Annotated in this window: 22 protein-coding genes, 1 tRNA gene and 1 pseudogene; 13 read left to right on the forward strand and 11 right to left on the reverse strand. The window is 63.7% G+C overall.

Annotated features, from left to right (window positions below):
• Positions 1 to 65 precede the first annotated feature (65 nt).
• The 7 genes from AC5Y4T_RS08365 to AC5Y4T_RS08395 all read right to left on the reverse strand — a co-directional run bounded on the left by AC5Y4T_RS08365 (position 66) and on the right by AC5Y4T_RS08395 (position 6,091).
• Positions 66 to 1,055 carry a CaiB/BaiF CoA transferase family protein gene (locus tag AC5Y4T_RS08365; RefSeq protein ID WP_499952687.1) on the reverse strand — a complete coding sequence of 330 codons (990 nt, stop codon included), beginning with the start codon at positions 1,053 to 1,055 and terminating at the stop codon, positions 66 to 68.
• A gap of 53 nt (positions 1,056 to 1,108) precedes the next feature.
• Positions 1,109 to 2,065, reverse strand: a complete 957-nt coding sequence (locus AC5Y4T_RS08370) for an LLM class F420-dependent oxidoreductase (protein WP_499952647.1) — start codon at positions 2,063 to 2,065, stop codon at positions 1,109 to 1,111.
• A complete protein-coding gene (locus AC5Y4T_RS08375) occupies positions 2,050 to 2,490 on the reverse strand; it encodes a cobalamin B12-binding domain-containing protein (RefSeq protein ID WP_067349370.1) in 441 nt (146 codons plus the stop codon). Before AC5Y4T_RS08375 ends, AC5Y4T_RS08370 begins: the two co-directional genes overlap by 16 nt.
• The gene (locus tag AC5Y4T_RS08380) at positions 2,491 to 4,068 is read right to left on the reverse strand and encodes a methylmalonyl-CoA mutase family protein (RefSeq protein WP_499952649.1); all 1,578 of its coding nucleotides are present in this window, start codon (positions 4,066 to 4,068) and stop codon (positions 2,491 to 2,493) included.
• A gap of 87 nt (positions 4,069 to 4,155) precedes the next feature.
• Positions 4,156 to 4,968: a methyltransferase domain-containing protein gene (locus AC5Y4T_RS08385; protein ID WP_499952651.1), complete on the reverse strand. Its 813-nt coding sequence runs from the start codon at positions 4,966 to 4,968 to the stop codon at positions 4,156 to 4,158.
• An 85-nt stretch (positions 4,969 to 5,053) separates the two neighbouring features.
• Complete coding sequence (locus tag AC5Y4T_RS08390) at positions 5,054 to 5,752, reverse strand: M15 family metallopeptidase (protein WP_499952653.1); 699 nt, start codon at positions 5,750 to 5,752, stop codon at positions 5,054 to 5,056.
• A 135-nt stretch (positions 5,753 to 5,887) separates the two neighbouring features.
• Positions 5,888 to 6,091 carry a cold-shock protein gene (locus AC5Y4T_RS08395; RefSeq protein WP_065028413.1) on the reverse strand — a complete coding sequence of 68 codons (204 nt, stop codon included), beginning with the start codon at positions 6,089 to 6,091 and terminating at the stop codon, positions 5,888 to 5,890.
• Between the two features lie 356 nt (positions 6,092 to 6,447).
• On the opposite strand from AC5Y4T_RS08395, the gene AC5Y4T_RS08400 reads away from it, so the two are divergent.
• Complete coding sequence (locus AC5Y4T_RS08400; protein ID WP_499949666.1) at positions 6,448 to 6,585, forward strand: hypothetical protein; 138 nt, start codon at positions 6,448 to 6,450, stop codon at positions 6,583 to 6,585.
• A gap of 22 nt (positions 6,586 to 6,607) precedes the next feature.
• On the opposite strand, the gene AC5Y4T_RS08405 is transcribed toward AC5Y4T_RS08400, so the two are convergent.
• The gene (locus AC5Y4T_RS08405) at positions 6,608 to 6,841 is read right to left on the reverse strand and encodes a hypothetical protein (RefSeq protein ID WP_499918829.1); all 234 of its coding nucleotides are present in this window, start codon (positions 6,839 to 6,841) and stop codon (positions 6,608 to 6,610) included.
• Between the two features lie 469 nt (positions 6,842 to 7,310).
• Here AC5Y4T_RS08405 and AC5Y4T_RS08410 point away from each other — a divergent pair, with 469 nt between their 5' ends.
• A complete protein-coding gene (locus AC5Y4T_RS08410; protein WP_499952689.1) occupies positions 7,311 to 7,790 on the forward strand; it encodes a DUF5994 family protein in 480 nt (159 codons plus the stop codon).
• Here AC5Y4T_RS08410 and AC5Y4T_RS08415 read toward each other — a convergent pair.
• Positions 7,787 to 9,076, reverse strand: a complete 1,290-nt coding sequence (locus tag AC5Y4T_RS08415) for a cytochrome P450 (RefSeq protein WP_499952654.1) — start codon at positions 9,074 to 9,076, stop codon at positions 7,787 to 7,789. The genes AC5Y4T_RS08410 and AC5Y4T_RS08415 overlap by 4 nt on opposite strands.
• Before the next feature lie 163 nt (positions 9,077 to 9,239).
• Between AC5Y4T_RS08415 and AC5Y4T_RS08420 the strand changes: the two genes are divergently transcribed.
• The 8 genes from AC5Y4T_RS08420 (at position 9,240) to AC5Y4T_RS08455 (ending at position 16,287) form a co-directional block, all read left to right on the forward strand.
• On the forward strand, positions 9,240 to 9,899 hold the full coding sequence (locus tag AC5Y4T_RS08420) for a TetR/AcrR family transcriptional regulator (protein ID WP_499952655.1): 660 nt from the start codon (positions 9,240 to 9,242) through the stop codon (positions 9,897 to 9,899).
• A gap of 199 nt (positions 9,900 to 10,098) precedes the next feature.
• Positions 10,099 to 10,938 (forward strand): mycofactocin-coupled SDR family oxidoreductase, encoded by an 840-nt coding sequence (locus AC5Y4T_RS08425; RefSeq protein ID WP_499952657.1) that lies wholly within the window; start codon positions 10,099 to 10,101, stop codon positions 10,936 to 10,938.
• Between the two features lie 403 nt (positions 10,939 to 11,341).
• Positions 11,342 to 11,842 (forward strand): DUF5994 family protein, encoded by a 501-nt coding sequence (locus AC5Y4T_RS08430; protein WP_499952660.1) that lies wholly within the window; start codon positions 11,342 to 11,344, stop codon positions 11,840 to 11,842.
• Positions 11,842 to 13,323 (forward strand): wax ester/triacylglycerol synthase domain-containing protein, encoded by a 1,482-nt coding sequence (locus AC5Y4T_RS08435; RefSeq protein WP_499952661.1) that lies wholly within the window; start codon positions 11,842 to 11,844, stop codon positions 13,321 to 13,323. The genes AC5Y4T_RS08430 and AC5Y4T_RS08435 overlap by 1 nt, the downstream gene beginning before the upstream one ends.
• Before the next feature lie 329 nt (positions 13,324 to 13,652).
• Positions 13,653 to 13,856 carry a cold-shock protein gene (locus tag AC5Y4T_RS08440; RefSeq protein ID WP_499952663.1) on the forward strand — a complete coding sequence of 68 codons (204 nt, stop codon included), beginning with the start codon at positions 13,653 to 13,655 and terminating at the stop codon, positions 13,854 to 13,856.
• Between the two features lie 296 nt (positions 13,857 to 14,152).
• Positions 14,153 to 14,671, forward strand: coding sequence for a DUF5994 family protein (locus tag AC5Y4T_RS08445; protein ID WP_499952665.1), 519 nt, complete (start codon positions 14,153 to 14,155; stop codon positions 14,669 to 14,671).
• On the forward strand, positions 14,668 to 14,865 hold the full coding sequence (locus AC5Y4T_RS08450) for a hypothetical protein (protein ID WP_499952668.1): 198 nt from the start codon (positions 14,668 to 14,670) through the stop codon (positions 14,863 to 14,865). The genes AC5Y4T_RS08445 and AC5Y4T_RS08450 overlap by 4 nt, the downstream gene beginning before the upstream one ends.
• A gap of 618 nt (positions 14,866 to 15,483) precedes the next feature.
• Positions 15,484 to 16,287: a transglutaminase-like domain-containing protein gene (locus AC5Y4T_RS08455; RefSeq protein ID WP_499952671.1), complete on the forward strand. Its 804-nt coding sequence runs from the start codon at positions 15,484 to 15,486 to the stop codon at positions 16,285 to 16,287.
• A 169-nt stretch (positions 16,288 to 16,456) separates the two neighbouring features.
• Here the strand turns inward: AC5Y4T_RS08455 and AC5Y4T_RS08460 are convergent, their stop codons facing one another.
• Both AC5Y4T_RS08460 and AC5Y4T_RS08465 read right to left on the reverse strand, forming a co-directional pair.
• Positions 16,457 to 16,594 (reverse strand): hypothetical protein, encoded by a 138-nt coding sequence (locus tag AC5Y4T_RS08460; protein ID WP_499952672.1) that lies wholly within the window; start codon positions 16,592 to 16,594, stop codon positions 16,457 to 16,459.
• A gap of 122 nt (positions 16,595 to 16,716) precedes the next feature.
• Positions 16,717 to 16,781 (reverse strand) — tRNA-Phe (locus tag AC5Y4T_RS08465).
• A 379-nt stretch (positions 16,782 to 17,160) separates the two neighbouring features.
• On the opposite strand from AC5Y4T_RS08465, the gene AC5Y4T_RS08470 reads away from it, so the two are divergent.
• From AC5Y4T_RS08470 to AC5Y4T_RS08480, 3 genes and pseudogenes are all read left to right on the forward strand, one after another.
• Positions 17,161 to 17,748: a type IV toxin-antitoxin system AbiEi family antitoxin domain-containing protein gene (locus AC5Y4T_RS08470; RefSeq protein ID WP_069953699.1), complete on the forward strand. Its 588-nt coding sequence runs from the start codon at positions 17,161 to 17,163 to the stop codon at positions 17,746 to 17,748.
• Positions 17,745 to 18,650: a nucleotidyl transferase AbiEii/AbiGii toxin family protein gene (locus AC5Y4T_RS08475; protein ID WP_069953698.1), complete on the forward strand. Its 906-nt coding sequence runs from the start codon at positions 17,745 to 17,747 to the stop codon at positions 18,648 to 18,650. Before AC5Y4T_RS08470 ends, AC5Y4T_RS08475 begins: the two co-directional genes overlap by 4 nt.
• Before the next feature lie 553 nt (positions 18,651 to 19,203).
• Positions 19,204 to 19,782: pseudogene (locus AC5Y4T_RS08480) on the forward strand (site-specific integrase); the annotation flags it as partial.
• Between the last annotated feature and the right edge of the window lie 105 nt (positions 19,783 to 19,887).

Genomic DNA, 19,887 nt, shown 5'->3' on the forward strand with positions numbered 1-19,887 from the left:
GGACTCGAGCGTGAAGTTACTTTCACGCTCGACCGCGAGTGTGAAAGTAACTTGACGCTCGGCGGCTACTGGGCCTGCTGGGGAAGCTCCGGCGCCGGACGGTACTCGGGTTCATACCCCGAGACGTGGATCGGGCTGCCCACCAAACGGAATTCGCCCGCCGTCACAACCACTTCCGGCGTCGCCTCGAGCGCCTCGGGCAGCGTTCGGACGGCCGCCGCCGGAACTCCCAGCGGGCGCAGCCGTCGTTCCCACCCGACGGCGCTGTCGGTGGCCAGCATCGCCGTCACGACCGCCAGCACTTCGTCACGGCGGGCGACTCGCTCGGCCATCGTTTCGAAACCCCCGATGCCCGCTTCGGCGGCGAACGACTTCCAGAAGCCGTCATGCGTGATGAACAGCGCCAGATATCCCTCGGCCGTCGGAAAGAGCTGCGCCGGAACGTAATAGGAGTGGGCCCCATGGGGGCGGCGCTGCGGCTCGACGCCGCCGTTGAGATAGGCCGACGCGTGGTAGTTCAGCTGGGACAGCATGACGTCGCGCAGCGACACATCCACCTGCCCGCCGGTGCCCGAGATGATTTTCGCCAACAACCCCAGTGCCGCGGTCATTCCGGTGGAATTGTCGGCCGAGGAGTAGCCGGGCAGCGTCGGCGGGCCGTCCGGATCGCCGGTCAGGGCGGCGGTGCCGACACCCGCCTGCACCACGTAATCGAAGGCCGGATCATCGCCGCCGTACACGCCGAAGCCGGTGATCGCCACGCAGACGATCCGCTCGTTGTGCCGCCGCAACTCGTCGTAGGTCAGGCCCAGCCGCCGGATGGCCGACGGCTTCAGGTTCACCAGCAGCGCATGGGATTCGGCGACCAGTTCACCCAATCGCTGCTGTCCGGCATCGGAATTGAGGTCCAGCGTGACGCTGGACTTGTTGCGGTTGAGGCTGGCGAAATAGGTGGCGCCGACGCTGCGGGAAATCTCGCCGCCGGCCGGTTCGATCTTGGTGACCTCGGCACCGAGATCGGCGAGCAGCATGGTCGCGTACGGCCCCGCCAGCATGGTGCCGACCTCGAGGATGCGTATCCCGGCCAGCGGCCCGGAGTCGTTTGTGGTCAACGCAATTCCGCGGCGAGCGAGGCGATCATTTCCCGGGTGCGCTGTTTGGACGCGACCAGCTCGTCGCGGTTGTCACCGATGGGAAGCAGCCGCACCGACAAGTCGGTCACGCCGGCGTCGGCGAAGCCACGCATCCGCGCCAAGATCTGTTCCTCGTCACCGGCCGCGCACAGGTCGCCGACGTCGCGGGCGTCACCGCGGTCCAGCAGGCGCTGATAGTTGGGCGACACCTCGGCCTCGCCCAGGATGCGGTTGGCCCGCTCCCTGGCCTCGTCGATTCGTCCAGCCGCACACAGGCATACCGGGATTCCCGCGACGATCCGCGGTGCGGGGCGACCGGCGTCCGCGGCGGCCTTGGTGATCTTCGGAGCGATGTGATCACCGATCGCGCGTTCGTCGGCCATCCACAGCACGGTGCCGTCGGCCAGTTCACCGGCAATCTGCAGCATCACCGGCCCCAGCGCGGCGACGAGCACCGGCATCGGGGTGTCGGCCCCGATGGCCAGCGGATTGTGCACTGTGAACGAATCGTTCTCGACGTCAACCGATCCCGGCCCGGCAACGGCTGCATTGAGCACCTCGAGGTAGTCGCGGGTGTAGGCGGCCGGCTTCTCGTACGGCAGGCCGAGCATGTCGCGAATGATCCAGTGGTGCGACGGCCCGACACCCAGCGCCAGCCGTCCACGGGCCACCGCATGCGTCGAGAGGGCTTGGCGGGCAAGGGCGATGGGGTGCTGGGCCTGCAGCGGCACCACCGCGGTACCCAGTTCGATGCGCGAGCTGTGGGCGGCCATCAGCGACACCATGGTCAGGCAGTCGAAGTCGTTGGGCACCTGCGGCATCCAGGCGGTGTCCAGGCCGGCGGATTCGGCCCATTCGATGTCGGAGGCCAGCTTGTCCACCTTGCGGGCCATGTCGCCCCGCTCGGCGCCGATCATCACTCCGACGCGCATGGTTCCTCCGTGACGGGTTCGTTCGAGTCAATGTCCGCCGTGCCGGTCAGTGCGCGGATGTCGCGCACCAGGTCGTCCAGCGGCGTCCCGGTGGGGAATACCGCGGCCGCGCCGGCGGAGAGCAGCTTGGGGACGTCCGCATGGGGGATGGTGCCCCCGACGACGACGGCGATGTCGGCGGCATCGGCGGCGCGCAGAGCTTCCACCGTGCGCGCGGTGAGGGCCAGGTGCGCACCCGACAGGATGCTCAACCCGACCACCGCCACGTCCTCCTGGACGGCGATCGACGCGATGTCCTCGATGCGCTGGCGGATGCCGGTGTAAATGACCTCGAACCCGGCGTCACGTAGGGTGCGGGCGACGATCTTCGCGCCGCGGTCATGGCCGTCCAGGCCGGGTTTGGCAACCAGAACGCGGACAGCCATCTAAAACACCACCGGTTGTTGGAATTCGCCCCACACCGCCTTGAGCGCGGAGACCATCTCCCCGACCGTGCAGTAGGCGTTGGCACAGTCGATCAGCTTGTGCATCAGGTTGTCGTCTCCCTCAGCCGACCGCGACAGTGCGGCCAACGCGGATTGCACTGCGGCCGAATCCCGTTCGGCCTTGACCTTGGACAGCCGCTTGAGCTGCAGGTCACGTCCTTCGGCGTCGAGTTCGTAGGTGACGACATCGTGGGCGAGTTCCTCCGTCACGAACCGGTTGACCCCGACAACGGGCCGCGTGCCGGCTTCGACCTCCTGATGCAGGATGAAGGCTTCGTCGGCGATCAGACCCTGCAAATAACCGTCCTCGATGGCCTGCACCATGCCGCCGTGCCGCTCGAGGTCGGACATGATCTCGATGATGCGCTCCTCGGTCGCATCGGTCAGCGCCTCGACGAAGTAGGAGCCGCCGAGCGGGTCCGCGACGCTGGCGACGCCGGTTTCGTGCGCCAGGATCTGCTGGGTGCGCAGCGCCAGTGTCGTGGTCTCCTCGGTCGGCAGCGCGAATGGCTCGTCCCAGGCCGCGGTGAACATCGACTGCACACCGCCGAGCACCGCTGCCATCGCCTCGTAGGCCACCCGGACGATGTTGTTGTGAGCCTGCGGCGCGTACAGCGACGCGCCACCACAGACGCAACCGAAGCGGAACATCGCCGCCTTCGCCGTCTTCGCCCCGTAGCGCTCCTGCACGATCGTCGCCCAACGGCGCCGTCCCGCACGGTATTTGGCGATCTCCTCGAAGAAGTCCCCGTGGGTGTAGAAGAAGAACGAGATCTGCGGCGCGAACTGGTCGATCGTCATGCGGCCCCGCTCGACCACCGTGTCGCAATAGGTCACCCCGTCGGCCAGGGTGAACGCCATCTCCTGCACCGCGTTGGCCCCCGCGTCGCGGAAGTGCGCCCCGGCCACCGAGATCGCATTGAACCGGGGAACCTCGGCGGCGCAGAATTCGATGGTGTCGGCGATCAGCCGCAGCGACGGCTCCGGCGGCCAGATCCAGGTCCCCCGCGAGGCGTACTCCTTCAGGATGTCGTTCTGGATGGTCCCGGTCAGCTTTTCGCGCGGAATCCCCTTTTTCTCGGCGGCCGCGACGTAGAACGCCAGCAGGATCGCCGCCGTCCCGTTGATCGTCATGCTCGTGCTGAGCTTGTCCAACGGAATTCCGTCGAACAGGATCTCGAAATCGGCCAGGGTGTCCACCGCGACGCCGACCCGGCCGACCTCCTCGCCGAATTCGGGATCGTCGGAGTCGTAGCCGCACTGGGTGGGCAGGTCGAGCGCAACCGACAGCCCCGTCCCGCCCTGCTCGAGCAGGTAGCGATACCGGCGGTTGGATTCCTCGGCGGTGCCGAAGCCCGAGTACTGGCGAAACGTCCAGAGCTTGCCGCGATAGCCGGAGGCGAAGTTACCCCGGGTGAAGGGGAACTCCCCCGGCTGAGGAGGCTCCGCGGTTACGTCCGCCGGCCCGTATACGGGCTGCAGCGGGATACCAGACGGAGTGTGGGCCGTATTATCCATCGGTGAATAACGTACTTGCAAAAAAAGAGAATGCCAATACCACACCGCTGAGCAGGTAAAAGGACCCCGCTATGCCGCCGCCCCGGTCTATGCGCGGCAGATTATCTCGCCATGCGGGATCGCGATCCAGCCGTCCGGTGCGGCGGCCCATTCTCGCCACGCGGCAGAGATCTCCTCGAGCTGCGCGGTGGTCGCCAGGTCGAGGCTCACCAGGTCACGCGCCACAGCTGAGCGCAGAATCCGGTCGGCCCACATTCCGCCCCACCAGCCGCGCGTCTCGGGCGTGGCGTAACACCACAGGCTGCCGGTGGGCGTGATGTCGACGAATCCCGCCTGCTGCGCCCACGACAGCAGTCGCCGGCCCGCATCCGGTTCGCCCCGGTTCGCGCGCGCGACGCGGCGGTAGAGGTCGCGCCACAGGTCGAGCGCCGACGCTTCCGGGTACCAGATGAACCCGGAGTAGTCGGCGTCGCGGGCGGCCACGATGCCGCCTGGCGCGCACACCCGCCGCATTTCTCGAAGTGCTGCAATGGGATCGGACACATGCTGTAGCACCTGATGCGCGTGGACGACGTCAAAGGCGTCGTCAGGAAAGTCGAGGTTGTGCACGTCGGCGGTGGCGAACGAGACGTTGGACAGGTTTCGTCGCTGGACTTCGTCGCGGGCAACACTGAGCACGTCGGCAACCTGGTCGACCGCGGTGACCGGTCCGGGTGCGACTCGCGCGGCCAGGTCGGCGGTGATGGTGCCGGGTCCGCAGCCGACGTCGAGCACGGACAGCCCCGGTCTCAGGTGCGGTAACAGATAGGCGGCGGAGTCCTCGGCGGTGCGTCGCTGGTGAGAGCGCAACACCGACTCGTGATGGCCGTGCGTGTAGGTCGCTCGATATTGGTCGTTCACTGTGCCCCTCGGTTGCCGCGTCTGGTCTGGCAGCCTACGCGTCGACAGTCACATTCTGAAACCGGCGTCCCGTATTTTGAGACGCTTAGTCGACGGGCACGTCGACGATCGGTCGGTCGACACCGGCCCCTGGCCCGTCGAAATGCCACCACTCGCCCGAATACACCTTCAGCCCGCCATAGTTCATCGCCGACCGCAGCGCCGCCCGGTTCGCCGCAGCGTCAGCACTGATGCCCTGCGTGTTGAAAGCCGTTGCCCGAGGCGTGAAATCGTCGAAGTCGGTACCCATGTCGGCCAGGCAGAGACCGCTCGCGTGCAGCCCGGACGAGCACGGCTGCTGCGTCGTCGTGAAAGTCACGTCGACCGAACGGCCCGACTCGTGGCTGTGTGCGTACGGGCCCGGGCGTGCCACCCAAGCGGGATTCGGGACCAGATTGAACATCTTGACCTGAACGTCGTGCGGTCGATAGCAATCCCAGAACACCAGGAGGTGCCCCTGCGGGCGCAGCGCGCCGGCGGCCGCGGCCAGGCCGGGCGTCATCGATTGGTGCACAAGGCATCTGGCGTCGGAGGGATACAACTGTGTATGGGTGAAATTATTGGTGGTCGCGTAGCGCAGATCGAGTATCGCATCGGGGATGACACTGCGGACGTCGACGAACCCAGCCGCCCGTGCGGCGTCGCTGACCGGTGGTACGTCGGGTCCGGCGTTCGCGGTGGGTATCCCGCCCACCGAGACGAGCGACAACGCAATGGTCAGTCGTAGCACCCACGCGAGACGCATGCGGTCATTATCCCGGTTCGTCAGTCCGGATCGCGCTAGAGGTGCGGGGTTGTCGCAACCGGCGACCTGGGTCCAAAAAGCATCGATGGGCTGGTACGAAGCAACCGCACCAGCCCACCGCGACGTATGTCAATCTCAGACGGTACTGACTCCTACCGCCTGGGGTCCTTTGGCTCCTTGCTCAACCTCGAACTGAACACGTTGGTTCTCATCGAGCGAGCGATAGCCGTTTCCCTGGATCTCGGAGTAGTGGACGAAGAGGTCCTTCGTGCCGTCATCAGGGGTGATGAAGCCGAAGCCCTTTTCACCGTTGAACCATTTCACAGTTCCCTGTGCCATTTACTTACTTCTCTCATCAAATGCGGATGTACCAAACACATCCATGCGGGCTCAGGGTAGCACGAGCGGGCTAATATTCGAAACTAATTGCAACGCTTACCAATTCACCTAGTACCGGGTCTAGATGGTGATCGGCCCGGCGGCCGGCGGAAGCAGGGCGCTTATACCCTGACCGAACCGTCTTCACCCGAGCCCGACATGCACCGCGCCGGCCGCCTGTAGAGTGGGGAGGAACCGCGCTCTAGCGGTCACCGCGAATCGCGAACGAATCATTGAGACCGCCTGCGATTCGATAGTCGTCCGACGCCAAGCAGCGGCGCCCATCGGCCGACATCTTTCATTCGGAAGGACAGCTCATGGACGAGTCGAACTTGTTTTCCCACCCCGAGGCGCCGAAGTATGTCGCTTCGGGCGAAACCTCTGCAAAACCGGTCGAGCACCCGGCATTTTCCGATCGGCCCGACGCCGCCGGATCTACAAATCAACGTCGCTGATCGGCCTTGACGAGCGTGGATGTCAGGACGCTTGGGCGTACCTGCGGACCAATTCGCCATCGCCGAAGGTACTGGTTCGCTGCTGACCGTTGTCGTCTCGACTGAAAAATGTCCATTGCCCCGGGCCGCTCTGCGGAGCACTGATCATCTTGACCGTCAGACGCAATTCGGTGGGACGCCGCGTGCCGATGACGTCACCGACACGGACCTGCGATGGGTGGATCTCGACCGCGTCGCACCAGTTCTCTATTGCCATGTAGCCCCGTCCTCGCTGTTGCCACTACCCTACCCGTCATCCCTCGATTCGTGACAGACAACAGCAATCGTCTCTTATCCCCTGCGCCGCAAGGGATTTCGTTCCGTCGGAATGGCAATGTTCATCTGCCAGGCGAGTTTCCAGATGCGGTCAGCCGACCAGTGCCGCGCCCGCGTGCGCTGTCGCTGGCCACCCGAGCGTCCAAGTGGGCCGGTAGTGGCGTAGCGTCGAAGGCGAGCCGTTCGTTGTCAGCGGTGGTCGACTGCGCAATCGGCGCAGATGACACCCCCGGGCAATGTGATTCCTCCGTCGGTCCCTCGTCCGTGGACCCGACGACGCCGAGCGCGAAGGAACCGCCCATGGGTTACGCGACCCCGATCGTTACACGACAACAAAATAATTCGACGCCTGATGCGGACGGCTTCGCCGTCGTGGTCAAGTGCGCGAACTGCCGGCCGCGGTATTCGCGATGAGCTTGGCCGTCAGAACCCGACGCCAATCCACTCCCATCCGGCTCTCGGTGGCTCGCAAACTCGGACGCGATATCGACGGTGCGTGGTGGCCGCGTGCAGATCGCATCACGAATGAATTGCCCGAGCTCGTCGCGGTACTCACTCCATTGCTTGGCGAAGTCACTTCCATCAACGTCAATTGGTCTTCGCTGCAACGGCCACCCGATCTCAATTGGCCGGGATGGGAAGGCAAACGCCAGCATGTAATGACGGTCATCGGCATACACGCTCGCGTCAACCTTTTGATCGTCTCGTACGCGACCCACAGCGGGTTGGCGCTGATGGTGCTCCGCCGTGCCGCAAATCTACCCATCGAGAGTGCCGACCGCATCAAACCCGCGTTCGTGGCCGCGGACTCGATCCTGCGGGCTGCCGAACAACAACGTGAACGTGCTTGCAGTGATCGGCAGGTGAAAGGCCTTGCGGTACAGGACTAACGCTCGCCAGGCCCCTGGGCGAACTCGATATGCAGCTCGGTGAGGCCGCGCAGCAAGAACGTGGACTCGTAGCGGTACTCGCGGTCGGGCGGCGAGCCGTGCTTGGCCTCGCTGATCCGGATGTCGCGCGTTCGGTCCAGGAGGCGGTTGATGGTCACTTGGCCTTCCACACGCGCCAGCGGTGCGCCGGCGCAGGTGTGGATCCCGCGACCGAAAGCGATGTGCTCGCGGACGTTCTTTCGGTCGACCTGAAACTCGTTGGGATTTGCGAATTTCCGCGGATCACGATTGGCCGCTCCCAGACACAGCATGATGACCGTGCCGGCCGGGACGTGTACTCCGCCCAGAGTGGTGGTCTTGCGCGCCAGCCGGAAGTCGACCTTGGTCGGGCTCTGCATGCGCAACGCCTCTTCGATGAACGGGCCGATCAGGCTTCGGTCGGCGCGCAGCCGCGCCTGAAGCCCGGGTTGGTCACCGAGGACCTGCACCGCGGCGCTCAGTAGTTTGGTCACCGTCTCCTGGCCTGCCGCAAACAGAAAGGTGGCCGGTCGCACGACCTCCAGTAGCGGTGGAGTCGAGCCGTCGGGATACGTGGCGGTCGCCAGGCCGGTGAGTACGTCTTCGCGGGGGCTTTCCCGCCGGTCGGCAATGTATGCGCTGAACAGGTCATCGAGGTATTGCAACGGGTTGCTGCCGACCGGTTCGTGATCGAGCGCGCCCACCCTGGCCCCCGGCGCGTTGCCGGCTCCCAGGTTGCGGCGAATCTCGGCGCGGTCGTCCTCGGGAACCCCGAGCAGATCGGCTATCGCCAAGGTCGCGAATGGCTTTGCGTACTCACCGAGGAACTCGCACCGACCGTTGGCGATGAACTCGTCGAACTGCCGATCGGCCAATTGCCAGATGTAGTCCTTGTTTTCCTGCAGCCGACGCGGCGTGAGCAGCCGTCCGAGCAGTGAGCGCGCTTTTTCGTGCTCGGGCGGGTCCATGACGACCATGTGCTCGAAGATGGGGAACTCATGACGGTGCGCTTCGATCTGTTCGCTGATGTCGTCGCCTTGCGGCGTAAACGGCAACGGCGGGAACGGGCCGCCGATCGCATTGACCGCGGAGAACGAATCGACGTCTTTGAAGGCGGCCTGCACTTCCTGGTAACCGGTGACCGCCACCACCCCGTAATGCGGCTCGCGGAAGACCGGGCCCTGGCCGCGAAGGTAATCCCAATAGGCGTAAGGGTCTTGCGCGATGTCGGCGTCGGTGAAGTAATCGACGTCGGCGAGTTCGGTCATGAGTTCGATTCCTTTTCCTGGCCTACGAAGCGGCATCACGCCAGCGCGCCCTCGGTGACGACGCTGACGCCTTGGCGCGGACAGGCGGCCACGGCGCCTCCGTCCCAGTCGAGCCGACTCACGGTCATGAACTGATCGATCGACCAAATTGATAGGATGCGGTATGCCTACCACGGATCGCGCGCGCCGGTCAAGCAAAGCGGGCGCGTCCAGCCCCGCATCGACGCGCCACAACAAGAGAGGCGCCGACGCGGGCGCGCGCACCAAGCTCATCGAGGCCACCGCACGCATCATGCGCGAGGAGGGCTATGCGGCGGCCACGTCGCGCCGGGTGGCCGCGGAGGCCGGCGTCAAGCAGGCCCTCGTTTATTACTACTTCCCGACGATGGACGTTCTGTTCGTCGAGGTGCTGCGCGCCGGTGCCGAGACCGCGCTGGCACGCATGCGCGCCCTGCTCACCGACGACGACCCGTTGCAAACGCTGTGGTTGATCAACAGCGACACCGCGGCGACGGCACTCAATGCCGAATTCATGGCATTGGCCAACCACCGCAAGGCAATTGGTGCCGAACTCAAGGCTTACGCCGAGCGGGTCCGCGACATCGAGACGGCGGCGGTGACGATGGTCCTGCGCGCAAACCACATCGAACTCGAGGAATATCCGCCGGTGGCCATCTCGATGCTGATCGCGCAGGTCGCGCGCAGCCTGTGCAACGAGAGCGCCGTCGGCGTCACCCACGGCCACGACGAGTTACGCGCGTTCGTCGAACGCCAACTGAGCCTGCTGAAGGCACCCGCGACCACGCCGGCGTCGAGCAGGTAGGACTGGCCCGCCCTGCCGCCATACGCCCCGCATCGCTTCTCCGGTGCACCGATCAATCGCGCTCCGCTGCCGGCCTCTGTTGACACCGCGATCAAATGGTGCCACCCTTCCTGATCGATCGACAAATAATCAAAGGCGGAAAGTCAACGCGCGCGCCGGGCAGTCATCAACTCGGCTTCTCGGACAGTGAGGTGCAGTCATGGGTGGAAGAGTCGAGGGCAGGGTTGCGCTGATCACCGGCGCGGCCAGGGGTCAGGGCCGCAGCCATGCGGTGCGCCTGGCGCAGGAGGGTGCCGACATCATCGCGGTCGACATCTGTACACCGATCAGCAGCAGCAGCGAGATCCCGCCGTCGACACCGGATGACCTTGCCGAGACGGCCGATCTAGTCAAGGGTCTCAACCGGCGCATCGTGACCGCCGAAGTCGACGTGCGCGACTACGAAGCCTTGAAAGCCGTGGTGGACGGCGGGGTCGAACAGCTCGGCCACCTGGACATCATCTGCGCGAACGCGGGAATCGGTAACGGCGGGCAGACTCTCGACAAAACCCGTGAAGACGACTGGCGAGACATGATCGACGTTAACCTGTCCGGCGTTTGGAAAACTGTCAAAGCCGGTGTGCCGCATTTGATTTCCCAGGGCCAGGGCGGGTCCATCATCTTGACCAGCTCGGTCGGCGGCCTCAAGGCCTACCCGCACACCGGTCACTACATCGCCGCCAAACACGGGGTCGTCGGCTTGATGCGCGCCTTCGCCGTGGAACTCGGCCAGCACTTCATCCGCGTGAACTCCGTTCACCCGACCAACGTGAACACGCCGATGTTCATGAACGAGGGAACGATGAAGTTGTTCCGGCCGGATCTGGAGAACCCCGGCCCGGACGACCTCAAGGTCGCCGCGCAGTTCATGCACGTTCTGCCGGTCGGCTGGGTCGAGCCGGTGGACATCAGCAATGCGGTGTTGTTCCTGGCGTCCGACGAATCGCGTTACATCACAGGGCTTCCGGTCACCGTTGACGCCGGGAGCATGCTCAAGTAGCCCTGGCCGCTCCCGGCGACAGCTCGCTTCCGATAGGAAGCGACCCATCGCGAGGTCCATCACGATCGGCCAATGCGTGCGATCGCCAGCTGGCCACATGATGCGAGGGCAGGTCGATGACGACGAGCGAAGACCCCATGGCAGCGACCGACATCTAGGAGTCTGGGCCCGAACGACCAAGGTCGTCAAGAGAAGAACGTAAACCTAGACGCCGCAGCGTGACCTTGCTACGCAGCGCTGAGCGCCAACTCGCATTTCCCGTTGCGCTGCTGTAGACCTAGTCTGCTGGCCAGACGCGCGTAGGGTGAGAGGCATCGGCGGTATTTTGTGCACGACCGGTCTTGGTCGTGTCGTCGCGGATTTCGAAGGATTGGCCGATTGACGGCGAAGAAGGATCGTCGCAATGACGTTGGAACAGACCCACAGCAGTTTCAGTGAATTCGACACGCCCCGATTGCGCTTAAAGTCCAAGGCATCCCACGGCGGGCACCCGGATGGGGGAAGGTTGCCGCGCGGCGGTGACCTCACACCGGAGCAGCCAGATCAGATCGCAATGTTGTCGTTTTGGATCAGCGAGATTGGCCGCCTGACGCATAATGTCAGTGAATGGATCGACCCTCCAGGCCGACTCCTGACCGGAGTACGTCCAGTCGATCGCCAGCTGGTCGTTCCTTGGTGCACCGACCCGAGTTACGCGAGTGCGATCGTGATGGCGGCCCGCCACACCAAACGAGGTGTCAAGTGTCGACACTTCCCTCATGATCAGCGAGAACCCGGAAAAACCGCGCAGAAGCAAAGGCCGCACCCGGGCCGTGGGGATCACATGTTGAAACTTGCGGTTGTCGGGAACGATTCTGCTGACCCGGCTCAACGGGTTTCGGCGTGGGAAGCGCTGGCGCGCTGATGGCTACCCGCTTGGCTGCGGCCGATGCGGCGTTGCTGCATACCCAGACTTCGACCACGCCGGCGCACACCGTCGTGCTGGCCATCATGGAAGCGTCCGAACAGCTCAGCCACGAGCGGCTGCACCGGCTCGTAGCCTCATCGCTCCCGGCATTGGCACGCTTTCGCGGCCGGCTGGCAGGCAAGCCACTCGGTATGGGTCAGCCTCTGTGGGCCGAGATCGATGACTATGACCCAGCTCCCCAAATCCATGGCGCAACGGTTGAGGCTCCCGGCGGCCGAAGCGAATTCGCCAACCTGCTAGGGCAGCTGACCAAAGGACCATTGGATCGCCATTTGTGGGAAGCGTGGAGCATCGATGGACTGGCGGAAGGCCGGTGGGCGTTGGCCGTGAAGATGTCGCCTGCGTTGAGCGACGGTGGCGCCGGAGCCGCGTCCGTATGGCCGCGGTTATTGACTAACGGTGCGCGCGGCGACCTGGCCAATGATCTGCCGTCACAGCCGAACCTGAGGGCACCCTCGCTCGGCGAGTTCCTCACTGACACGGTGACCGAGCTCGTCGAGAACAACGTCGCCGGTGCCTGGCTGCTCGCCGAGGCCGTGACTGGTGTCCTACGCGCCGCGCGTGGCCGGCTGCGTGGCACGGGCAAATCCGAACCCATCTCGCCAGTTGCGTCGATGAGGGGGCCCGTGCCCAACACTGTGTTTAACGCGCCGCTTACCCAACGCCGGGCAGTGGCCTTCGCCTCGATCCCGCTGGCCGACTTACAGACCGTCAATAACGCGTTCGGGGGCAGCATCACCAACGTTTTCCTGGCCGCCTGCACGCTGTCTCTGCGCGCCTGGCTGCAGCGGCACGACGCCGTACCGAATGAGCCGTTGCTGATGCAGATGCCGCTCGCGCCGCCAGAAGCCGATCCGAACGCGATTGGCAATCCGTTGACGGCCGGGCTGATTCGCCTCCCGGTACAGCTCGACGACCCTGTGCTGGTCCTCACCAACCTCCATACCGCCACAGAAAACTTGAACGCCGTCCGCGAGCGTGACTCCGAGAGGCATTATTTGACAGTCGATTTCAAGCGCATCGTGTCCGTGATGCCGCCGTGCGCAGCCCGCGCAGCATCGCGACTCTACAATAGACTGGGCCTGGCACCGATATGCCACGGCAGTGTCTCCTACGTAACCGGCAAGCCCGTGCCCGCGTACTGCGCGGGGGTTAGGGTCGTCGGTATGCACACCGTGGCGCCGCTACAAGCTGGCTGCGGGTTGACCATTGCGCTGATATCGCGCGGTGGCATGCTCGACCTGAGTGTCTGCGTGTGTCCCGACAACGTGCCCAGCGTCGACGACATCGCAACCGGTATCGGAGAGTCGGTCGACATCTTGGTGGCGGCCGCGCGGGAATCCCCTCGCGGCCAAGGCCGTTCAGTCGTCACAAAGTTGGCGTCGCATGGCACCAGGCATACGTACCGGCGCTATTAGGCGTCGTCACGCCATGCGCGACGGGCCAACGACTAATGCCCCCGGTCGTCGACGCTCGGCCGCCGCAGCCATCATGGTGCGATGCGGGTGTGCCGCCGAACTACACCAAAGCGACCCATCGTCTTTTCGACTGCTGCCGCTGATCGTCGTGGAGGTGAATAGCCCTAACGCGACTCCCCAGCTTCTGCGGGCTCCAGTCAACAAGCCGGCTGGGCATCTCGTGGTTGAAAAGTGTTCTGCCACAAGCTAAGACAATCCCGACTCCTGCACGTGCTATTCTAAGCGGAGATGCTCATCGGCATCTGTTCAGAATGAGAGAAGTTAACGGTATGGCACAGGGAACTGTGAAATGGTTTAACGGCGAAAAAGGCTTCGGTTTTATCGCTCCGGACGGCGGCGCAGCAGATGTGTTCGTCCACTACACAGAAATACAGGGGAGCGGCTACAGATCGCTCGAGGACAACCAACGAGTTGAGTTCAATATCGAGCAGGGCACCAAGGGTCCGCAGGCGGTGGGAGTAACTGCGGTCTAGTGCGAGGGCTCTACCCCGTGTGGGCTGGTGGGTGATTCCCGCCAGCCCACAGCGCGTTGAGGGGTTTTCGCGCCCCAGCGCTGGCAGGCGTACCATAGAGACATCGTTCCATCACGCCCGTGCGATGCGGTTTGCATCCGGAGCGTTGATACACAACGACTTTGACTGGACGTTGCTCCCGTTCGGGATGCGATGTACATCGGATCGGCGGTACGTCGCGCGCGACCAACTGAGATCGCGTCATCGCCGATGCATTTGATAATTGGCCGGTTCGCGGCCAAGACAGGATTGCCGCTATGACACGAGACAACGGCCGCGCGGCTTCCGCCGACCACTGCACAGGGCCAGCGCACACACCGCGACTGCGCATCAAACCCAAGGCGAAAACGAGCGGACACGTTGACGGGGCATGGTGGCCCCGCAGCAATGACCTGCCAACTGAATTGCCTGATCTGCTGGCGGTGCTGTCGGTGCGACTGGGCTCCGTTGACCGGGTGATGTACAACCTCGCTGCATGGGCGAAAGCTCCGGTACGCCTGGCGACCGGCGGACGATCAGTTCGACTTGATGGTTTCAACCACTATTCAGCGAACACCCTCGAAGTGCTCGGGGTCGGCCGCGAGAGGATCCTGCTGATGGTGGTGCCTCCGAGCACCGATCCAGACATCGCGCACACGGCGATGATGACAGCGGCGGCGCCGGGCAATACTTCCACGGTCGGCGACATGCTCGGGACCGGCGACGGCGGCGAACAACCGCCGGGGGCGTGTTACCGACCGACATTCCACCCACGCGTCCGCAAAGTTCGAGCATGACAGTCAAAGTGACACTTCCCGGCGGCGCTTGCGACAAGTACATGCGGTTCGGTGACGTGTACGTCAAGCACCACGACGGCAGACTCGAAGTCTTGCGGGTCGGCGCCAAACAGGCATACCGCTACGCCTGCGGTGCGTGGACCGACGTAGAAGGCGACCAGAAGCGGACCAAGAGACGTGGTTTCTGGGGATGATCAACGCGACCAGCCGTCCAGGGCGATGTCTTAGCTGACGTTCGCGCGTAGATCGGCCGTTAAGCCATTCGCGTTGGCACTGTCGCTCGAGACAGTCTTGTGCACAGATGACCAGCTCGCGAATCGATCTCTTCGCTAGACGGACCCAACGTTTGAGCAACACCGAACCAATTTTGAGGATTTCGCATACGTGAAACCCGTCCGACTTGTTTTCACACCGCTACCAGCCCGAGGTCGTGTCCCCCGCCGTAAGCGATTCAGAACCGGCGCAACTTCCTGCTTTCTCCGACCGCCCCGAGAGCAGCCCGGCCATTACGAGGCCACCGCGGTGGAGGGCTTGAGCGGGGAGGCGGCGCCGCACTCGTGCCGCCGGACTCGATCGCTCACTGCGGTTTGGAGCCGACAACGACAGCATGCGGTGGCCACATGCCGGTGACGTGTCATGTGAATCACCGGACCGCGTCGTCCCATTTTGGCTATTTTTGCGGTGCAACGGCGCACGGTGGGACGCTGGTGGTTGTACGGCATCGGTGATGTTGCAGTCGGCGTCCGTGGCAGCACCGCTGAAGCAGCCGCTGGCCGCGACCGAAGCTGACCGTAAGGCGACAGGAGGGGCAGATGAGACGACAGGTCGCTGCTGAACTCGAGGTCGAGATCACCGCGCCGACGACCTTGGAATTCCAGATCGCCGTCGCACCGCATCCCAACGCCGAGATATCCGAGTCGTTGTCATTTGTGTTGGACGGAAACCCACTGCAGCCGTTGGAGATCAGCGGCGTGCACGGTAACCGCATCCACAAGGTGGACGTTCCGGTGGGTAACCTCAAGGTCGACTACGCTGCGACGATCGTGGGGCGAACCGATCCAGCGCCAGTAACCGAGTACGACCTATCGATGTACCTTCGTCCGAGCCGCTACGCCGAGTGCGACAAGTTCTTCGGCTTCGCCGCAACCGAATTCGGGAGCTACCTCGATTCGACGGCTCTGCTGGAGAGGGTTTCGCTTTGGGTCGGCAGCCGGCTGAATTATGTACCGGGCTCCAGTGATCCCATCGATGGAGCAGTGGATACCTTGCTCTCCGGTGCCGGCGTCTGTCGAGACTTCGCGCATCTTGTGGTGGCGCTGTTACGTGCCGTCAAGGTGCCTGCCCGTGTTGTTTCGGTGTATGCGCCCGGTTTGTACCCGATGGACTTTCATGCGGTAGCCGAGGCGTTCGTAGCGGGGCACTGGCGAGTCGTCGACGGCACGCTTTTGGCGCCGAGGCAAACCCTGGTGCGCATCGCCACCGGACGCGATGCCGCCGACACCGCTTTCCTCGACAACCACAATGGCGCGATCACACTGGACAAACTGGTGGTGACGGCCGTCGTTGATGGCGACCTGCCTAGGGACTCAATCGACCAGCTGGTATCGATCGGGTGAAGCCGGCCGCCCCCAACGAGTTTGACGTGAGCAGCAAGTCGTACCCACAGCCATGGGCACAGACGGTGCGCGGCCAGAACGTAGATACTGCTGAAATACGCCGGCCGATAGCCAATCTTCGCTTGTCTCCTTGCAGGGGAAGCTAGGGTCCTAGAAAAGCTGTTGCGCCTCAGCGCTTCTTGTCATTAAGCAAGGCTTCGGCGGATGAGACACGGGCCGCCGTCTTGGCGTGTTTGGCGGCACGCTTCTCTTTCAGAGATTTTCCGGACTTCTTGGTCATAGTTTGCCGAGGAGACTTGTCAGACATGGCTGGCCCCTTGATCATGGGGGCCTTGGATGGTCCCGATGCCCTGACCTTACGCCCCAACAGCTGCGTCGCAACCAGGCGCACGGGAGTGCTGTCACCGCGTCCGCGCAGCTGAAGATCGGTGGCCAGGGGCGGGATCGAACCGCCGACCTTCCGCTTTTCAGGCGGTGGTGCGGCCTACATCACTGTGTTTCAGCTGGTCAGACCGGACGCGCGACCGGTCTTCGGACGTGTTGGATCAGTCGGTCTGGCTCGCTGGCCCCATATTGGCCCCATGAGATAAGCACTACATGGGTGTTAGAGGTCCAGTGACGCAGCGGCGTGGCGCGCCCACCCAATGTTGGGGCGAAGTGGAGGACTTCCTCACGGGTGTCGACCACGAGTGCATCAATCTCCGGGGGAAGCCGCAGCGGGGTACGGATTGCGCCACCGGGGGTCTCCGCCAGAGTCCGAAGCATGGCAGCCGCGGGACCGTCCATACCGCCAGTCTTCGGCGCCAGGGACCCTGGGTAGGTAGGTGGATAAACGTGTTGCACTTAACGTGGATGCATGTAACACTTTTATCCATGTCAGGGCTTGAGGAACTGCCCGATACATTCACGACCGCGACCGCCCTGGCTCGTGGTGTGCATCCGCGAGTGCTCTATGCCTTGCGTGACAGTGGTGACGTCGTCGAATTGTCGCGTGGGGTTTTTCGACGTGCCGACGCGCCGCTAGCCAGTGAACCGGATCTGCTGGCAGTTGCGTACCGATCCCCGGTGGCGATCGTATGTTGTCGGTCGGCCGCGGCGGTTCACGAACTGAGCGACGAGCTCCCCCCCGCGGTGCAGATCGCCGTGCCCTCGGGGCACCGCCCACCGCGGATCGCATATCCACCGACCGAGGTATTTCGCTTTGCTGCCGATACTTTCGAAGTTGAACTATCACGGCTAGAGGCGGCGCCAGGAGCGTGGGTACGCATCTACACTCCCGTTCGGACGGTCATCGACCTGATGCGACTGCGGCATCGGTTTGGCGAGTCGCTAGCATTCGCCGCGCTGCAGCGGTACCTGCGCCGACGTGACGCGGCACCAGCGGAGTTGCTGCGCCTGGCATCGATGTTTGATGTGGCGGGACCGGTCCGCCGTGCGCTCGACGTGGCCACTGCGGAATGAGCCGTCCGACGCGCAGTACCCCGGCCGGGCGCGCCTACCTGGATCTGCAGCGCCGTGCCCGTGCCGAGGGCCGTCCGACCCAAGAGTTGCTTACCCTTTACGGGGTCGAGCGGTGGCTTGCGCGACTGGCACTCTCGCCCTACGCCGAGCAGTTCGTGCTCAAAGGCGGGATCCTCTTGGCGGCGTTCGATGCGCGCCGGCCGACCGCTGACGTTGATGCGTTGGCGCGGAACTTCGCCAACGACGAAGCGACTGTCGTCGCGCGAATCGTCGCCATCGCCGAACAATCAATCCCCGACGACGGGGTCGAATACCGCACTCACACTGTGACATCGCGCGTGATCCGCGACGAGGACCTGTACTCGGGAGTGCGCGTCGCGATGGACTGCGCCATCGCGTCTGCGGTCATCAAGCTGCGTCTGGATGTCAATTTCGGCGACCCGGTCACTCCCGCACCTCAACACATCGACTTACCTGCGCTGCGGCCGGAGCATCCACCGATTCGAATCCTCGGTTATCCGCTCGAAACGGTCCTGGCCGAGAAGATCACCACCGCAATAAGTCTCGGACCAGCGAACACCCGGGTGCGCGACTACGCCGACATCTACACCCTCACCGGCGACCGAGACATCTCGCATTCGGCCGCTCGCGGCGCGCTGATCGCAACCGCCAGTCACCGCGGAACTGATGTCGTCGCGCTGTCGTCGGTGATCGGAGACCTTATCGAATCGAGGCGACGTGCCTACGACGCCTACCGGGCCGGCCTCGGACCCGATGGCGCTGCCCTCCCACAGGAATTCGCCACCGTGGTCCACGCGGTCCTCGCCTTCGCCGATCGACTCACCGACGCAGCAACGCCGACGACAACGTGGAACGGTTCGACGCGTTTGTGGATCCACTGAGCGCCGGTGCTGGCTGGCCTACGATCCAGGTCAGGCGTCGGGGGCTCTGGGCACCTACCGCGGGGCCGCCACGTCGGTCGACTCTGGCGAGAGGTCGGCGCCCAGATCGACTGCACGGCCAAGTTTCTCGTGAATCCCAGTCGATTGCGTAGATAAGAAGATCTCAATAACACATGCTGTGAAGTTCCGGGATGCTCCGGGTCCAAATACGTGACTAAACCCATTGAGCGACAAGCACAGTCGCCTCGCGGTCTCAGGCACGTGTTCATGGATAATCTACATTATCCATGAAATTAGTCTGCATATTGCAGCAGATGAATCAGCTTCCTCGTCTCCGGTTGGGTCGCCGAGTGGGCGCTGTCGGCCTTCCGAGACGGGTATTGACCTGCGATGTCGGTGTCCTCGGTAGCAGGACTCCACCGATCTAGGTCTTCGCCCTCCGTCGATAGGCAGCACGACCTGTCCCAGATGCCTAGCGCTGACCTGCCGGGATGTGGTAATGATTCATTGAATGATTCAATAACTCATCAAACGAGACACGCGGGAGGCTGTTTTGCCCGTCGACAAGAGCGGCCGTTTCTACGTCGTTGACTCTGTTCCGATACTTCATCCCGAGGCACAGACGGTTCAGGAGATGCTCGACGGTTGGCGCAATCAGCAACTGTGTCGCAACCTCGCACACGACACCATCGACCAGCGGATTCGGCTCGTGGAGCGGTTCCTGGCGTATACCAACGAATTTCCGTGGACGTGGACTCCAACGATGGTCGAGGAGTTCTTTAGCGACCTGCGCTCGATCTCGCGGCGCAGGCAGTCGACGATCCGCGGGTATCAGGACGCGTTGCGGATGTTCTGCTCCTATGTCAGTCATCCCGACTACGGCTGGGACCGAGTGTGCGAGCAGAGATTCGGTAGCTACCCGGCGCAGGTCTTCTTCGAGTGGAACACCGCTGCACACGTGCAAGACAACGAACAATCGCCGGCCAAGCGTGCGTTCACCAAGAAGGAGCTGCAGAATATCTTTGACCACGCCGACGACCAAGTCGTATTGATCGCCGCCTCTGCACGCAAGGGCTGGTTGCCGGCCTACCGCGATGCGGTGATGTTTAAGCTCGCCTACTCGTATGGCCTGTTCTCCGGGGTTCAGCGCCGTGCGGCAGCGTGATCCCCTGAGTTTGTGCAGCTCAGAAGCCGATGTTGGGATGCTATCTGCCGCAACAGGTGTGGTGCAAGTCGA

This window comes from Mycobacterium sp. NGS11 (assembly GCF_059813315.1).

Bases quoted from the DNA above. Each gene is read 5' to 3' on its own strand.
- AC5Y4T_RS08415 (WP_499952654.1), bottom strand. From the start codon at position 9,076: ATGACCGAACTCGCCGACGTCGATTACTTCACCGACGCCGACATCGCG.
- AC5Y4T_RS08400 (WP_499949666.1), top strand. From the start codon at position 6,448: ATGGACGAGTCGAACTTGTTTTCCCACCCCGAGGCGCCGAAGTATGTC.
- AC5Y4T_RS08410 (WP_499952689.1), top strand. From the start codon at position 7,311: ATGAGCTTGGCCGTCAGAACCCGACGCCAATCCACTCCCATCCGGCTC.
- AC5Y4T_RS08435 (WP_499952661.1), top strand. From the start codon at position 11,842: ATGGCTACCCGCTTGGCTGCGGCCGATGCGGCGTTGCTGCATACCCAG.
- AC5Y4T_RS08475 (WP_069953698.1), top strand. From the start codon at position 17,745: ATGAGCCGTCCGACGCGCAGTACCCCGGCCGGGCGCGCCTACCTGGAT.
- AC5Y4T_RS08370 (WP_499952647.1), bottom strand. From the start codon at position 2,065: ATGCGCGTCGGAGTGATGATCGGCGCCGAGCGGGGCGACATGGCCCGC.
- AC5Y4T_RS08375 (WP_067349370.1), bottom strand. From the start codon at position 2,490: ATGGCTGTCCGCGTTCTGGTTGCCAAACCCGGCCTGGACGGCCATGAC.
- AC5Y4T_RS08460 (WP_499952672.1), bottom strand. From the start codon at position 16,594: ATGTCTGACAAGTCTCCTCGGCAAACTATGACCAAGAAGTCCGGAAAA.
- AC5Y4T_RS08470 (WP_069953699.1), top strand. From the start codon at position 17,161: ATGTCAGGGCTTGAGGAACTGCCCGATACATTCACGACCGCGACCGCC.
- AC5Y4T_RS08390 (WP_499952653.1), bottom strand. From the start codon at position 5,752: ATGCGTCTCGCGTGGGTGCTACGACTGACCATTGCGTTGTCGCTCGTC.
- AC5Y4T_RS08425 (WP_499952657.1), top strand. From the start codon at position 10,099: ATGGGTGGAAGAGTCGAGGGCAGGGTTGCGCTGATCACCGGCGCGGCC.
- AC5Y4T_RS08365 (WP_499952687.1), bottom strand. From the start codon at position 1,055: ATGCTGGCGGGGCCGTACGCGACCATGCTGCTCGCCGATCTCGGTGCC.
- AC5Y4T_RS08420 (WP_499952655.1), top strand. From the start codon at position 9,240: ATGCCTACCACGGATCGCGCGCGCCGGTCAAGCAAAGCGGGCGCGTCC.
- AC5Y4T_RS08430 (WP_499952660.1), top strand. From the start codon at position 11,342: ATGACGTTGGAACAGACCCACAGCAGTTTCAGTGAATTCGACACGCCC.
- AC5Y4T_RS08380 (WP_499952649.1), bottom strand. From the start codon at position 4,068: ATGGATAATACGGCCCACACTCCGTCTGGTATCCCGCTGCAGCCCGTA.
- AC5Y4T_RS08445 (WP_499952665.1), top strand. From the start codon at position 14,153: ATGACACGAGACAACGGCCGCGCGGCTTCCGCCGACCACTGCACAGGG.
- AC5Y4T_RS08405 (WP_499918829.1), bottom strand. From the start codon at position 6,841: ATGGCAATAGAGAACTGGTGCGACGCGGTCGAGATCCACCCATCGCAG.
- AC5Y4T_RS08450 (WP_499952668.1), top strand. From the start codon at position 14,668: ATGACAGTCAAAGTGACACTTCCCGGCGGCGCTTGCGACAAGTACATG.
- AC5Y4T_RS08455 (WP_499952671.1), top strand. From the start codon at position 15,484: ATGAGACGACAGGTCGCTGCTGAACTCGAGGTCGAGATCACCGCGCCG.
- AC5Y4T_RS08440 (WP_499952663.1), top strand. From the start codon at position 13,653: ATGGCACAGGGAACTGTGAAATGGTTTAACGGCGAAAAAGGCTTCGGT.
- AC5Y4T_RS08395 (WP_065028413.1), bottom strand. From the start codon at position 6,091: ATGGCACAGGGAACTGTGAAATGGTTCAACGGTGAAAAGGGCTTCGGC.